The organism is Saccharospirillum sp. HFRX-2 (genome assembly GCF_043196805.1).
Taxonomy (GTDB): Bacteria; Pseudomonadota; Gammaproteobacteria; order Pseudomonadales; family Natronospirillaceae; genus Saccharospirillum.
On sequence record NZ_JBEBMU010000002.1, the window covers coordinates 1 to 13,655 of the forward strand.

The 13,655-nt window shown below is 50.8% G+C and carries 13 protein-coding genes and 2 tRNA genes; 11 read left to right on the forward strand and 4 right to left on the reverse strand.

Features of this window, described 5'->3' with window-relative positions:
- Positions 1–138: 138 nt before the first annotated feature.
- Positions 139–213, forward strand: a tRNA-Gly gene (locus ABMA60_RS06535).
- Positions 214–401: 188 nt separating this feature from the next.
- Here ABMA60_RS06535 and ABMA60_RS06540 read toward each other — a convergent pair.
- On the reverse strand, positions 402–713 hold the full coding sequence (locus tag ABMA60_RS06540; RefSeq protein WP_392800464.1) for a ComEA family DNA-binding protein: 312 nt from the start codon (positions 711–713) through the stop codon (positions 402–404).
- A 239-nt stretch (positions 714–952) separates the two neighbouring features.
- Between ABMA60_RS06540 and pyrB the strand changes: the two genes are divergently transcribed.
- From pyrB to ABMA60_RS06590, 10 genes are all read left to right on the forward strand, one after another.
- Positions 953–1,897 carry an aspartate carbamoyltransferase gene (gene pyrB, locus ABMA60_RS06545; protein ID WP_392800466.1) on the forward strand — a complete coding sequence of 315 codons (945 nt, stop codon included), beginning with the start codon at positions 953–955 and terminating at the stop codon, positions 1,895–1,897.
- Positions 1,894–2,364: an aspartate carbamoyltransferase regulatory subunit gene (pyrI, locus tag ABMA60_RS06550; RefSeq protein ID WP_392800469.1), complete on the forward strand. Its 471-nt coding sequence runs from the start codon at positions 1,894–1,896 to the stop codon at positions 2,362–2,364. The genes pyrB and pyrI overlap by 4 nt, the downstream gene beginning before the upstream one ends.
- A 168-nt stretch (positions 2,365–2,532) precedes the next feature.
- Complete coding sequence (gene pheS, locus ABMA60_RS06555; protein ID WP_392800472.1) at positions 2,533–3,549, forward strand: phenylalanine--tRNA ligase subunit alpha; 1,017 nt, start codon at positions 2,533–2,535, stop codon at positions 3,547–3,549.
- A 303-nt stretch (positions 3,550–3,852) separates the two neighbouring features.
- Positions 3,853–6,228 (forward strand): phenylalanine--tRNA ligase subunit beta, encoded by a 2,376-nt coding sequence (pheT, locus tag ABMA60_RS06560; protein ID WP_392800475.1) that lies wholly within the window; start codon positions 3,853–3,855, stop codon positions 6,226–6,228.
- A gap of 2 nt (positions 6,229–6,230) precedes the next feature.
- Positions 6,231–6,533, forward strand: a complete 303-nt coding sequence (gene ihfA, locus ABMA60_RS06565; protein ID WP_108165055.1) for an integration host factor subunit alpha — start codon at positions 6,231–6,233, stop codon at positions 6,531–6,533.
- Positions 6,511–6,873 (forward strand): MerR family transcriptional regulator, encoded by a 363-nt coding sequence (locus tag ABMA60_RS06570; protein WP_392800479.1) that lies wholly within the window; start codon positions 6,511–6,513, stop codon positions 6,871–6,873. The genes ihfA and ABMA60_RS06570 overlap by 23 nt, the downstream gene beginning before the upstream one ends.
- Before the next feature lie 58 nt (positions 6,874–6,931).
- Positions 6,932–7,008, forward strand: a tRNA-Pro gene (locus ABMA60_RS06575).
- 450 nt (positions 7,009–7,458) lie between these two features.
- Positions 7,459–7,896: a hypothetical protein gene (locus ABMA60_RS06580; protein WP_392800481.1), complete on the forward strand. Its 438-nt coding sequence runs from the start codon at positions 7,459–7,461 to the stop codon at positions 7,894–7,896.
- A gap of 353 nt (positions 7,897–8,249) precedes the next feature.
- The gene (locus ABMA60_RS06585; protein WP_392800483.1) at positions 8,250–9,302 is read left to right on the forward strand and encodes a restriction endonuclease; all 1,053 of its coding nucleotides are present in this window, start codon (positions 8,250–8,252) and stop codon (positions 9,300–9,302) included.
- Between the two features lie 527 nt (positions 9,303–9,829).
- Entirely contained in the window at positions 9,830–10,282 is a 453-nt protein-coding gene (locus tag ABMA60_RS06590; RefSeq protein WP_392800486.1) for a hypothetical protein, read from the forward strand.
- Positions 10,283–10,337: 55 nt separating this feature from the next.
- On the opposite strand, the gene ABMA60_RS06595 is transcribed toward ABMA60_RS06590, so the two are convergent.
- The 3 genes from ABMA60_RS06595 to ABMA60_RS06605 all read right to left on the reverse strand — a co-directional run bounded on the left by ABMA60_RS06595 (position 10,338) and on the right by ABMA60_RS06605 (position 13,579).
- Positions 10,338–10,919 carry a YolA family protein gene (locus ABMA60_RS06595; protein ID WP_392800489.1) on the reverse strand — a complete coding sequence of 194 codons (582 nt, stop codon included), beginning with the start codon at positions 10,917–10,919 and terminating at the stop codon, positions 10,338–10,340.
- Positions 10,920–11,364: 445 nt separating this feature from the next.
- Positions 11,365–11,991 (reverse strand): TetR/AcrR family transcriptional regulator, encoded by a 627-nt coding sequence (locus ABMA60_RS06600; RefSeq protein ID WP_392800492.1) that lies wholly within the window; start codon positions 11,989–11,991, stop codon positions 11,365–11,367.
- A gap of 103 nt (positions 11,992–12,094) precedes the next feature.
- The gene (locus ABMA60_RS06605; RefSeq protein ID WP_392800495.1) at positions 12,095–13,579 is read right to left on the reverse strand and encodes an MFS transporter; all 1,485 of its coding nucleotides are present in this window, start codon (positions 13,577–13,579) and stop codon (positions 12,095–12,097) included.
- Positions 13,580–13,655 lie beyond the last annotated feature (76 nt).

Below are 13,655 nucleotides of genomic sequence, written 5' to 3' on the forward strand. Positions count from 1 at the left end.
GCGGAAGTACTCAATAGGGTACAACCCGCCCTGCGGGAATAGCTCAGTGGTAGAGCACAACCTTGCCAAGGTTGGGGCGGGGCGCGTAGCCTCGCGAGTTCTCGCGACCTCGATAGAGGGTCAAGCACAACCAGTTTTGCGGGAATAGCTCAGTGGTAGAGCACAACCTTGCCAAGGTTGGGGTCGCGAGTTCGAATCTCGTTTCCCGCTCCATATTATGAAAAGCAGCCTAGCGCTGCTTTTTTTGTGCATGGAATCTAGATCCATCTCGTTTGCTGCGGCCACAGCATCGCCTTGCCTTCCGGGCTCGCTACGCTCACGCAAAAGCCTTCGCAGGCTTTAGTCCCGCTCCAAACAACAAAAAAAGCAGCCCAAGGCTGCTTTTTTTGTGCCCGACAATATTACTCCGTCGTGCCAACTCGAATCTTACTGCGATTCTTTTCCAGCGTCGCTGGTCCAATACCCTTAACGTTCAGCAAGTCTTCAGCGGCGATAAAAGGCCCGTTCTCTTCGCGGTAGTCAACAATGGCCTGGGCCTTCGATTGGCCGACTCCTTCCAGCAAGTCGGCCATTTTAACAGCGCCGTCGTTGTTGATGTCGACGTAGATAACAACGCTTTCGGCACCAGCATCTGAACCGCTTTCTTCGGCGAGGGCGTTGATGTTCAGTGCAGCCAGCGTCAGTCCCAGTGAGAGGAGGATAGTTTTGATCATGCTCAGTTTCCTTCTGGTTATCGTTGTGACAGTCCTTGATCGCAACGGCGATCACCATCCAATCTATCAAGCTCAGCCCAAAGTCAAAAGTTTGACGTTTTGAACTGGCTCTCATCACAGGGAATTTTTTGGCTGGTCGTTTCGCTGAAAAAAGAGTAGGCCATAGCGCTATTGCTGTACGCCGCTATTCGCGCCCGTCAATTCTGGTAGAATGCCGCAAATCTTGTCCGAGCTACGCTATGAACAACCCTTTGTTCGGTCGTGATGTGGTATCCATCGGTGATCTATCCAAAGCCGATATCGAATTCATCGTCGAACGCGCAGCTGCTTTGAAGCAATCCGGTCCGCAACCTCTACTGCAGGATCGACTGATTGCCAGTTGCTTCTTTGAAGCCTCCACCCGAACCCGTCTGTCTTTCGAAACGGCTGTCCAGCGTTTAGGCGGCACCCTGATTGGTTTTTCCGACAGCGGTAATACCTCGACGAAGAAGGGCGAAACGCTGTCAGACAGCATTCGCATGATTGCCGGTTATGCCGATGCCATTATTATGCGACACCCGCGAGAAGGGTCTGCCCGCCTGGCGGCCGAGGTTGCCGATGTGCCGGTCATCAATGGCGGTGATGGTGCCAATCAGCATCCAACCCAGACGCTGCTGGATCTGTTCTCCATCGCCGAATGCCAGGGTCGTCTGACGGGGCTGTCAGTCGCGTTGGTGGGCGATCTCAAATACGGACGAACGGTGCATTCACTGGCGCAAGCGCTGGGCCATTTCAAGCCGCGTTTTTACTTTGTTGCGCCTAAGGCGCTGGCGATGCCGACATATATTGAAGACAGCCTGCACGCGGCCAATATTGATTTTGAGTATGTCGACAGTCTCGATCAGGTCATTCCGTTGGTCGATATTCTCTACATGACGCGAGTCCAGAAAGAACGTTTCGACCCTACCGAATATATGCATCTGGCGTCTCAGTTTGTATTGCGCCCGGACATGCTGAAATCGGCACAGCCGGGAATGAGGGTGATGCATCCCTTACCTCGTGTGGATGAAATCCATCCGGCGGTTGACCGTACCGATCACGCTTATTACTTCCAACAGGCTGAAAATGGCGTCTATGCACGCCAGGCATTGTTGTCGCTGGTGATGAACGAAAAGGTCCTGGAGCCGGCAGGAGGTGCGGTATGAGTGAGCAGCGTCGTGAAAAGATGCTGGTCGAAGCCATTCAAAATGGCACGGTGATCGATCACATTCCTGCGGGTAAAGGATTGACGATTCTGGGCCGTTTACAGCTCAAGAATGCCGAAGCGCGCCTGACGGTGGGGTTGAACCTGCCCAGTCACGGCGGCGGTATGAAAGACCTGATCAAGGTCGATGACTGGCGTTTTACCGAGCAGGATGCGGCTGAGCTGGCGCTGTTTGCTCCCAAGGCCACGGTCAACATCATTGAAGACTATCGCGTAGTGCGGAAATTCCCGATCGGTCTGCCTGAGGCATTCGTTGGCGTCTTTGCCTGCCCGAACGCTAACTGCATCACTCATGTAGAGCCGGTGGAGAGTCGTTTTGCTGTGCTCGCAGGCGATACTTTGCAGTTGCGTTGTCACTACTGTGAACGTGCCTTTGCCGACACTCTGTTCACCGAAACCAAAATTTGAATTGCCTGCTAAACAGCGACTGCCAAAGAGCTTTTGGGACAGGCTGTTCCGGGCAGTATAAAAACCGGGCAGATGAAGAATTTTGCCTTATCAATCAGTTGCTTATTTCAGCCCCATCCTTATAGTGAGGGCTTTTTCCAGCGCGTCTCGACGGGAGTTTAGCTGTTCATGGATACCCTGACCCAACTGCACGACCGTGCACTTGAAGCGGTTCAACAGGCCACCAATCCACAAGAGTTGGATGAGCTGCGTGTGCGCTTTTTGGGCAAGAAAGGTGAGGTAACGGCTCAGCTTAAATCCTTGGGCGCTCTGGCACCTGAAGATCGCCCGGCCGCTGGCGCCAAGATCAACGAAGTCAAAACGGCCGTTGCCGATGCCATCAGCGCGCGTAAAGCGCATCTGGATGAGCAGGCGCTGAGTGCCCGTTTGGCGGAAGAGAAAATCGATGTGACTCAGCCGGGTCGTCGTCAGGCCATGGGTGGCTTGCATCCGGTGACTCAGACACTGCGTCGTATGGAGTCTTTCTTCGTGAACATTGGCTACGATGTCGCCGTGGGTCCGGAGATTGAAGACGATTATCACAACTTCGAAGCGCTGAATATTCCGTCGCACCATCCGGCGCGGGCCATGCACGATACCTTCTATTTCGATGCTGGTACCCTGCTGCGGACCCATACTTCACCCGTTCAGGTGCGGACCATGGAAAATGGCGAGCCGCCGTTTCGCATTGTGTGTCCGGGCCGGGTTTATCGCTGCGACTCCGATTTAACGCACACCCCGATGTTCCACCAAATGGAAGGTCTGATGGTCGATACCGACGTCAGCTTTGCCGACCTTAAAGGCACGGTGGAAGAGTTTCTGCGCGTCTTCTTCGAGAAAGAACTGGCGGTGCGTTTCCGCCCTTCGTATTTCCCCTTTACTGAGCCTTCGGCCGAAGTCGACATCGAGTGTGTCATCTGTGGTGGCGAAGGTTGCCGGGTGTGCAGTCGCACCGGCTGGATCGAGATCATGGGCTGCGGCATGGTGCATCCCAAGGTACTGGAAGCGTCCGGCGTTGATTCCAAAAAATACAGTGGTTTCGCTTTTGGCATGGGCGTAGAGCGTCTGGCGATGTTGCGCTATGGCGTGAACGATCTGCGCCTGTTCTTCGAAAACGACCTCAAATTCTTGCGCCAGTTTAATTAGGGAGCCTCTGAATAATTCCCCTGGGGCTCTGGCTTATCCGAGGGACGTTGCCACAAGGCGGACTCATGCAGGAATGTCTAGACCTTTCAAATGAGTCTAACGCAGTGGCAAAGTCCCTCGGAAAGCCCCAAAGGGCGCGGCTAAAACGTCCCGCCCCGGCGTTGCACTTCTTGACAAGGGCTAAGGCCATTGCACTGCGAAGTGCGGCCTTGTGGCAGAACGTTTTAGCTCGCGCAGAGCTCAGGGAGAATTACTCAGAGGCTCCCTAGCCCGGCCGAACAACATCGATAGGATTTAACGCATATGAAATTCAGCGAACAGTGGCTGCGCGAGTGGGTTAACCCGGCGATTGATGCCCAGACCCTGATGGATCAGATCACCATGGCCGGTTTGGAAGTCGATGGTGCCGAGGCGGTTGCCGAAGCTTTTGAAGGCGTCGTGGTTGCCGAAATCGTCAGCTGTGAGCCGCATCCTAACGCCGACAAACTCCAGGTTTGCCAGGTTAATGCCGGAAATGAAACCGTTACGGTTGTTTGTGGAGCGCCCAATGCACGCGCCGGCATCAAAGTAGCACTGGCTCAGGTCGGTGCTGTCTTGCCGGGCGACTTCAAAATCAAAAAAGCCAAACTGCGCCAGGTGGAAAGCCAGGGCATGCTGTGCAGCGAAAAAGAGCTGGGCTTGTCTGAGAGCCATGACGGCATTCTGGAATTGCCCGAAGCGGCCGAAGTGGGTAAAGACTTACGTGCTTATCTCGGTTTGGACGATCTGGCCATCGAAGTGGATCTGACACCGAATCGCGCCGACTGCCTGAGTATTGCCGGCCTGGCGCGTGAAGTTGGCGTACTGAATGACACCGCTGTTAATGCACCGGAGATTCAGCCGATCGCTGCGGTTCACGACGATACCTTCCCGGTTACTTTAAGTGATACCACGGGCTGCCCGCGTTATGTCGGTCGCGTTCTAAACGACGTCAATGTTGCCGCTGCAACACCGGTGTGGATGGTCGAACGCCTGCGCCGTGGCGGTGTCCGGTCTATCGACCCGGTGGTTGATGTTACCAACTACGTCATGCTGGAACTGGGTCAGCCAATGCACGGCTTTGACCTGGACCGGCTGCAAGACGGCATTGATGTACGTCGTGCCAAGGCCGGCGAAAAACTCGAATTGCTCGATGGCCAAACCATCGATCTGGCCGAGGATGTACTGCTGATCGCCGATGGCAATGGTCCACTGGCTATGGCCGGTGTCATGGGTGGTGAGCAAAGTGGTGTGTCCACTGAAACGCGTCGCGTTTTCCTGGAAAGTGCTTTCTTCGCCCCGGTTGAGATTGCTGGCCGCGCCCGTAACTACGGTTTGCATACCGATGCCAGTCACCGCTTTGAACGTGGTGTTGACCCCAGTTTGCAAGAAGCAGCAGTAGAGCGTGCAACCGCCTTGCTGATGGATATCTGTGGTGCCAAGCCGGGTCCCGTTGTCGTGAAAGAAGCCGCCGATAAAGTTCCTGCGCCGGCAACCATAGCCTTATCCGCTGAGCGCGTGGCGACGGCTCTGGGCATGAAGATCGATGACGCCGAAATCGAACGCATTCTGCGCGGTCTGGGTTTTGACGTAAGCTCGCAGGCGAGTGGTCAGTGGACGGTGCAAGCGCCGACCTGGCGTTTTGATATGGCCATCGATTCCGATCTGGTCGAAGAAATCGCCCGCATCTACGGCTACAACCGCTTCCCGGTTACCGTGCCACAAGCCGCCTTGGCGCCGCGCGGCCGTGCTGAGCAACAGACATCGGTTGATCTGCTGGTCGACCGCCTGGCAAGCCTGGGTTATCAGGAAGCCATTACCTACAGCTTCGTTGAGCCAGAGCTGCAAGCGAAGATGTTCCCTAAAGAGGGAGGCATCCAACTGGCTAACCCGATTTCTGCCGATATGTCGGTTATGCGGGTGTCATTGTGGCCGGGACTGCTAAAGGCACTGAGCCATAACCTCAATCGTCAGCAGGAAAGAGTGCGGTTGTTTGAAACCGGATTGCGCTTCCGCGCGACGAAGGATGGTACCGAGCAGTTGAACATGCTCGCCGGAGTGGCAACAGGCAGTCGTTGGCCCAAAGGCTGGTACAGCGATAACGAAGCACTCGACTTCTTCGATATCAAAGGCGACCTGGAGCAGGTTCTGGGCTTGATCAAGGGAGCGAACTTCGAGTTCCTTTCCGGCCAGAATTCCGCACTGCATCCGGGTCAATGCGCGCGTATTGAGCGCGACGGCAAACTGGTTGGCTACATTGGCGCCGTGCATCCAAACCTGGCGCGCGAACTGGGCCTGAAGCAGCCGACCTTTATGTTCGAACTGCGTCTGGATCGAGTCTTGCCAGCCGAACTGCCAGCCTTTGAAGCGCTGTCACGTTTCCCATCATCCACTCGCGATCTGGCTGTGGTGGTTGATGAAGAAACCCCGGTGGCCGAGCTGATGAACAGCGTTCGCGAAAAGGCCGGTGACGACCTCGAAAGCCTGACTTTATTCGACATCTACCGTGGCAAAGGTATTGATTCGCAACGGAAAAGCGTCGCCTTAGGCTTGACCTGGCAGAATCCTTCGCGCACTCTAACTGACGAAGAAATAAACAGTTTGATGGATTCCATCATTACCACTTTGCAGACTAGGTACGATGCCACCTTGAGGAGCTAAGTATGGCCCTGACCAAAGCGGAAATGGCTGAACGGCTGTACGAAGAATTAGGCTTAAACAAGCGCGAAGCCAAGGACATGGTGGAAGTCTTCTTTGAAGAGATCCGCGATAGTCTGGTCAATAACGAACAGGTCAAGCTGTCCGGCTTTGGTAATTTTGATCTCAGGGACAAGCGGCAACGTCCAGGCCGCAACCCGAAAACCGGGGAGGAAATCCCCATTTCGGCACGCAGGGTCGTCACTTTTCGCCCCGGCCAGAAGTTGAAGGTGAAAGTCGAGGCCTATGCTGGAACCGAGCCAGAATAATGAACTGCCTACCATCCCAGGAAAGCGTTACTTTACCATTGGCGAAGTAAGCGAACTGTGCGCAGTTAAACCCCACGTACTGCGCTACTGGGAACAGGAATTCCCGCAACTCAGTCCGGTAAAGCGGCGCGGTAACCGCCGTTACTACCAACGTGATGATGTTGTGTTGATCCGTCAGATCCGCAATCTCCTTTATGAAGACGGCTATACCATCGGTGGCGCCCGGCAAAAGCTGACCGAACCGGAAGGGGACAGCGTTCTGGTCAAACAGCACCAGGAACTGATTCAGGATATGATCCACGAGCTGCAAGCCGTACTGAAGCTGCTTTCCGACGGCTGATCGGCACTCTCAAAACGCTTGATATTTCAATCGCTTAGCGTATGATTCGCAACGTTTTCGGGCATTAGCGCAGTCTGGTAGCGCATCGTCATGGGGTGGCGAGGGTCGCAGGTTCAAATCCTGCATGCCCGACCAAATTCTAAAAAAGCCGACCGGTTAGGTCGGCTTTTTGCGTTTTAGGTAGCTTAAAAAAATGGGGTGGCTCAAGCCGCAGCCGGATGGCCGGCCCGATCAAATCCTGCATGCCCGACCAAATTTTAAAAAGCCGATCGTTTAGGTTGGCTTTTTGCGTTTTTGAGCCTGCAATATCGTTATCTCGTTTTTCTGTTTCGACGTTTCATATCCCAGTACACCTAAAAACGACTTTATTACCTCTGAACTAAAGACTGGCTACAGCCTGCCTACCGGTAAAACTTTGCCGCTTAAATGGTAGGTTTCCGCGGCGCCATAATCATTTTTTGTTCCTTTATTAGAAGTGGCGCGCCACTGAAAGCAGGTTCTCTCTGGCCGTCAATTAGAAAATGTAGGCTGGCCCAACTGTTGCTCATTCCCTGTCTAACTCGACCGCGTGAAGGAGCCAGGCCAATGCGAATCGATACAGGGATCAGCCAAACGTACATCCAACAGCGTCAACCAACGTCCAACCCAACGCCAGTGGCCACTCAAGCGCGCAGCAGCGCACAGGAAAGCACTGATGAAGCCCAGCCACTCAATAAGGTGGATTTCACCAATATGACCAACCAGGAACTGGTTGATTGGATGAATGGTGAGGTAAAGGCGGGTCGTATGACTTTGGACGAGAGTAGGCCATTTATATTTATGGCGATGAGCATTCCCATTGATGGTGAGCTCACTAATACGATTGATAACACCACCCGGCATAACTTTATCGACAAAATCCGCGGCGGAATCGAACGTGCGAAGTCACTGGGCGATGATGGGACTTTGGCCCTGTTGGAAACGGCAGCGGAGATGGTTCAGAAGTACCAAATCCAGTCCGGCAGCATCGACACCCGGGTATAAAACAACTGCTTAGATTGTGTTGAATTGAACCGTGCGGGTTAGACCTACCGGCCACAAAGAAACCGGCGCGCCCGAAGGCGCCCCGCACGGCCCGCCATAACAGAATGCCAGCGGCATTATGGCCAACCATTGGACACAAAAAAACCGCCAGAGGGCGGTGTGTCCTCTTTGTGATGATCCGGGGGTCTAATCCCGGTCGTGGAATTTGCCACGACGGGGTGAATGTACTCTAGGCTTGGGGTGTCTTCAACTGTTTAAGACAATTCCGTATTGTAGCGGTAACCACTAATTGTGGATGCAAAATAAATAATTTGGATTCAAAACTTAAAGCTGGGTCTATTCAGGAGGAAAGAATGCCGAATAAAAAAAGTACATGGATGCAATTTGAGTTATTGGTTAAGAAAATTCTGTCAGCAAATAACTTCAAAATTAAGAGAAACTCCATAAGAGGTGATGAAGGCTTTGATTTTTCCGGCATGTATGAAGATGAACTCTGGGCAATTGAAGTAAAGTATTATAGGTCTGCTCGAGCCCGAGCTTCATTGATAAATTCGGCGGCAAATAGAGTAGTTAAAAATGGAATAAATGAAGGTATGGATAAAGGGATGCTAGTCGTTTCAAGTATACTTCCCCGTACATACAAAATGATGGTTGAAAATCAATATAGTATTGTAGTAGTGGATAGGTCGAATCTTCGAAATCTCGCTGCAGTCAATCCGTATTTGCTTGAAGAACTTGATTTGATTTTAGAATTGGAGTCTGAGTCTGAGTCTGAGTCTGAGTCTTATCCAGAGCATATTTCTTTTGATTATGAAGTAAAACTTGAAAATACTTCACGTGGTCTATCTGTTAGTAGAGTCGATCCTCCAGATTATAAAGGAACGGAGTTGTGTAAGAAGTTGAAAGGAACTCCTAAAGGTATAAAAGGATGGCCGTCGTATGAGAAGGTGTGTATTGAAATTCTAAAGTATCTTTTCCCGAATGATTTAGAGGGTTGGCATGAGCAATTAAGCACCGATGATGGATTGAATAGATATGATTATGTTTGTCGTATTAAACCTGTTACTGAATTCTGGAAATTCTTGATTGATCATCTAAATAGTAGGTATGTTGTATTTGAGTTTAAAAACTACAGGGACAAAATCACCCAAAGCCAGGTAATTACTACAGAAAAATATTTACTGGAAAATGGTTTACGAAAAGTGGCCATTATCTTCTCTAGATCAGGTGGGAATGGTAATGCACAAAAAATGATTCAAGGAGCAATGCGAGAAAGTGGAAAGCTTATGCTGGTACTTAATGATTCTTTGTTGTGCGAAATGCTTCATATGAAAGAGAGGGGCGAAGAACCTACTGACCGTTTATTTCAAATCACTGACAATTTTCTATTACGTCTTCCAAGGTGAGGTTAAAAATTTCTTAGTAAATTTGTCAAAGAGAAAGTGATTTAAGTTGACTTTATGCGTCTCCAGTTGGGAAAAATTCAGCTTTATCAGGAACGTCTAATGCGGCTGAAAGCCGTATTTAAGATATTTAACCAGTTTCCGAACGATTTCCTTAGTCACACAACCTACCCATATCCAGTGTTAGCGTCCCCAATTTGTCCCCAATTGGGGACAAATCTAGCTATATCAGGAACAGCTAATGCGGCTGAAAGCCGCATTATATCTGTGCTCCAGTTTTCTGGGTTTATCTCCGAGCCAATTCTGTTCTTGCGTGCCTAGAGTTTTTGGTATGTGGCAATGATTTTCCATGGCCCGGTAAAGAATTGCCGCTTTACATATCCCGCTGCGTAATGCATTACTTTGCCGGCCTTCTAAGCTCTAGTGAATATCGATCGTTAGGCATTCATCCCACAGTCAGCAAGGTCACTTAAACTGGCTCAATACTTGCGTCGCGATTACCTCCATGATCGTAGAAAGGAGGGAATCCAATGCGAGTCGACGCAGGAATGAGTTATCAATACATGAATCAACGGCCACAAGTGGCAAATAATGATTCAAAAACTCAGGCATCTTTTGCTGATACGCTGTCTACCATTAAATCAAACGGACCTGATGATAACAGCACTAACGAAGTTGACTTCACAAGTATGACCAAGAAGGAGCTATTTGACTGGATGAATGTAGAGCTTAAAGCCGGTCGTATGTCTGTGGAGGAAAGTGAGCCATTTATGTTAATGGCTATGGACGCTAGGATTACAGAGACAGGTGAACTGGTGATCGAGAGTACCCCAGATGACATAACTAAAGTTAACTTCGTTGAGAAGATTAACGATGCGATCGAAGGCGCAAAATCGCGTAATGATGAGAATAATCTTAATTTTTTGAACCTCGCAAAAGAAGTTATGGATAGATACCAAAAAAGCATTGATGTTCATGCATAAAAAAAAGGCCGGTCTCCCGGCCTATTATTTTAATTCTTTAATTTATAAAACCTAATTAAAGAATGTTTATTTCTACAGACATTGTGTTGAACGGAGAGTTAGTTGAAGTATCTTGGAACCGGAACTGTCCATCGACTTCACCGTCTAAGTTATAATAATTCACAAACCCAACGACAGTTTGACCAGGCGAACAGTCAAGATCTAACTCACCGTAAACATTCGAACAAACGGGTTGTCTGTTATACATCGCTGAGCTTGGTAGTACACTACCATTCATCCAGGCTACCCGGTTTGACCCATAGCCAAGCTCAAGGACAGCAACTCGCATAATGGAACCACCATGGTTACATGAAGTAGAAAATGCACCTGAAGGTGGGTATTCCCAGCCGCAGCTCGAGGAGTAAACCCCAAGAACTGACACTAGTGTTAAAGGTGGGGCCGGTGCTCTAGCTGAGCTGCCCAATTGAATTTCTTCATTCACCTTCACACCCGTGAAGATAGGGCTACTCTGAGCAGAAATTACAGGTTGCGCTGTAATTACCTGGTGGCTACCTGCGACGTCTTCAGCATGCGTTGTGGCGCTTATCCCTGCGGCCATTGCTACGGAAAGTAGACATTTAATCACGTTAATTTTCATAGTATTGACTCCTTTCTTTTGTTTCATTTTTTTAAAAAAAGGTACTCCTTAGTAGGACCTTTACTGACATTAAATACACCACCTGATGCATTTAATTAGACAGCCAAATTAACCTAGCAGCTTTGTTCGAACACCAGAAGACATAGATAGAAAAATTTTAATAATTCAAAAATTCTTAATTAGAAAAAATAAAATAATTATTTTCTAATTTACTGCCTTTAGGTGCCCTGAAAGTGTCCCCAATTGGGGACAAATCCAGCTATATCAGGATAGCTAATGAGGCTGAAAGCCGCATGATAGCTGTGCTCCAGTTTTCTGGGTTTATCTCCGACCCAATTCAAATCCTGCATGTCTGACCAAATGCAAAAAGCCGATCGGTTAGATCGGCTTTTTGCGTTATGGGCCAATGGCAATTCCATGCGGCTGGCGTTGTTATTCAATATTACTAGACCAATCCAGTATCCTTCAGCGAGGTTCTAATACCTCGGAATCCTTTCTCCATTACCTCGATAAACAACTCTTTGGCCTCCGCCGAATTTTGGTGCTGTCTGAAGTTGTTGTGTGCTTCGATATAGGCGACGCTAAGGGTGCTGAATAACAGGCTGGTGCCGAGATGTATGTTGCTGTCCGGCTCGGTTTGGTCCATCGATTTTGCAATGGCCTCGGCCAGAGTTTGCACAAATTGATCGCGCATCAACCGGACGCTGGCCATCAGGGTTTCGCTGGCGCGAATGGCGTTAGTGAACGCCTGGGAGTCAGCGTTGAAGCGAGTTGCTGGGTGATCTTCCTGCGCAAGGCGAAGAATGATTTGGTGTAAGGCTTCGAGTGGTGGCGTACTGGATTCTTTTTCGTCCAACGCCTGTTGAAAGAGCGCCAGTCCTTCGCCTTTACGGTCGAAGAACATATCTTCCTTGCGTGGGAAATGGTTGAACACCGTCATGCGACCCACGTCGGCGGCCTCGGCAATTTCGTCGATGGTGACGTTGTCGAAGCCACGTTCGATAAAGAGGCGAGTTGCGACATCGGAGATGTTTTGTCGGTTGGCAAGTCGTTTACGGGTTCGTCTGTCCATATCGCTAAGCTTTATCGTTGGTACTCAGTTCAATTCGGTATCGAGCATAAAGATTGGTTGAGCAAAGACAAGCCGAATCACTCGGCCCGTCGGTCATCGTATTTCAGCGCACGCCATCTTGCTGTAATGGAGCTTGAGCAGCCGCTTTACCACTGTGACTTTGATAAATGCCCCAAGCGACCAAGGCTGCAGCAACACTGCTTAGGATAAAACAGCTCAGTTCGATTGAGTGATGAAACTGCCGGGTTTGCAGCGCACTCCAATGGCTGCTCGTCAGGTTGCCGGCAAACAAAAACGCCATGATGGTACCGGCAACAGCGATGGAGGATGCCGACGATACTTCGGTGGCGGTGTCGGACAAGGCGACACCGATGGAAGTTCGGTTTTCCGGCAGGCCTCGAAGTATGTTGAGTCCAGCCACCACACCGACAAATCGCATACCTGCCGCCACCAGCATTAACGACAAGGCGATCCAGCCATAACCCAGTTGGCCGAGCAGGCCGTAGCAGATTAAGCCGGCAACCACTGCGCTGGCACTCAAGCTGGCTGACAGCTCCATGCCGAGCTTGTCGACGACCGGCTCTATGAAGGGGCTGAGCAGTAACAGTACCGCGACCAAGGGCAGCATTCCCAATGCCGCCATAGCCGGGCTCCAGCTCCAGTCAAGCTGGAGTTGGAGCGTGATCATATAGCCCAGACCCGCCATACAGATGCCCGCTGCCGCATTAAAGGCGAGTCCGCTGGCAACCAGTTTATTGGCCAGCAGGGCAAGGTCGACCAGCGGATGTGCCACACGACGTTCCCATTGGATAAAGAGAGCAAACAACAGCAGCGCAGCGCTGACGCAAAACCAGGGCAGCCATTGTTGATAACCCAGATGTTCGAACAGGGTGGGTGTCAGTAATGCCATGACGATAGCCGAGGTGCCGAGCAGGGCGCCTGCTATATCAATGGGGGCTTGGTGCAGTTCATCAGCCCGGTCAGCGGCGATGCCAGTGCGTATTCCCAGCCATGCCAGTAGCGCTATGGGAACATTGACTAATAGCAGTACCTGCCAGGGCGCAACGCTTAATACCAGTCCACCGGCAAAAGGTCCCAGCGCTAAACCGACCAGCCCTACGGTAGAGATCAAGGTAGTGGCACGAACCCGAAGATGGTCTTGGTCGAATAGGCGAAATGCCAGCGCCATGGACCCTGGCGTGGTCATCGCAGCGGCGACACCCGTGGCGATGCGCACGGCAATCAACTGAGTGGCGGTGGTGACAAAGGCGGTCGCCAGGCTGGCGATGGCTAATAACGTCAGACCAATAAGCATCACTTTGCGTCGGCCAATTCGATCGGCCACCGCACCAAACAGCAGCATTAAGCTGCCAAAAACCAAGGCGTAGGAACCGGTGACCCACTGCAGCGCCGTGTTGGAGGCCTCCAGTTCCCGCCCGATAACCGGTAACGCTACGTTTAATATGGAATTGTCGAGCATCTCAAAGAGAAAGACGGCGGACAGGCCGAGCAGGGCCAGCCATGCCTCAGTCAGGGATTTAGGGGCAGGCTTTTTGCTGGTCGAGGATGAGGCAGTATCAATTTTCATGTATCAAGCACCTATATAAACTAAATACAAATATATACTCAGTATATTAATGGGCGCAACTTTTCTGTCTTAAAGA

What these genes read in the sequence shown, in the direction of transcription:
- ABMA60_RS06540 (WP_392800464.1), bottom strand. Translation starts at nt 713, where the DNA reads ATGATCAAAACTATCCTCCTCTCACTGGGACTGACGCTGGCTGCACTG.
- pyrB (WP_392800466.1), top strand. Translation starts at nt 953, where the DNA reads ATGAACAACCCTTTGTTCGGTCGTGATGTGGTATCCATCGGTGATCTA.
- pyrI (WP_392800469.1), top strand. Translation starts at nt 1,894, where the DNA reads ATGAGTGAGCAGCGTCGTGAAAAGATGCTGGTCGAAGCCATTCAAAAT.
- pheS (WP_392800472.1), top strand. Translation starts at nt 2,533, where the DNA reads ATGGATACCCTGACCCAACTGCACGACCGTGCACTTGAAGCGGTTCAA.
- pheT (WP_392800475.1), top strand. Translation starts at nt 3,853, where the DNA reads ATGAAATTCAGCGAACAGTGGCTGCGCGAGTGGGTTAACCCGGCGATT.
- ihfA (WP_108165055.1), top strand. Translation starts at nt 6,231, where the DNA reads ATGGCCCTGACCAAAGCGGAAATGGCTGAACGGCTGTACGAAGAATTA.
- ABMA60_RS06570 (WP_392800479.1), top strand. Translation starts at nt 6,511, where the DNA reads ATGCTGGAACCGAGCCAGAATAATGAACTGCCTACCATCCCAGGAAAG.
- ABMA60_RS06580 (WP_392800481.1), top strand. Translation starts at nt 7,459, where the DNA reads ATGCGAATCGATACAGGGATCAGCCAAACGTACATCCAACAGCGTCAA.
- ABMA60_RS06585 (WP_392800483.1), top strand. Translation starts at nt 8,250, where the DNA reads ATGCCGAATAAAAAAAGTACATGGATGCAATTTGAGTTATTGGTTAAG.
- ABMA60_RS06590 (WP_392800486.1), top strand. Translation starts at nt 9,830, where the DNA reads ATGCGAGTCGACGCAGGAATGAGTTATCAATACATGAATCAACGGCCA.
- ABMA60_RS06595 (WP_392800489.1), bottom strand. Translation starts at nt 10,919, where the DNA reads ATGAAAATTAACGTGATTAAATGTCTACTTTCCGTAGCAATGGCCGCA.
- ABMA60_RS06600 (WP_392800492.1), bottom strand. Translation starts at nt 11,991, where the DNA reads ATGGACAGACGAACCCGTAAACGACTTGCCAACCGACAAAACATCTCC.
- ABMA60_RS06605 (WP_392800495.1), bottom strand. Translation starts at nt 13,579, where the DNA reads ATGAAAATTGATACTGCCTCATCCTCGACCAGCAAAAAGCCTGCCCCT.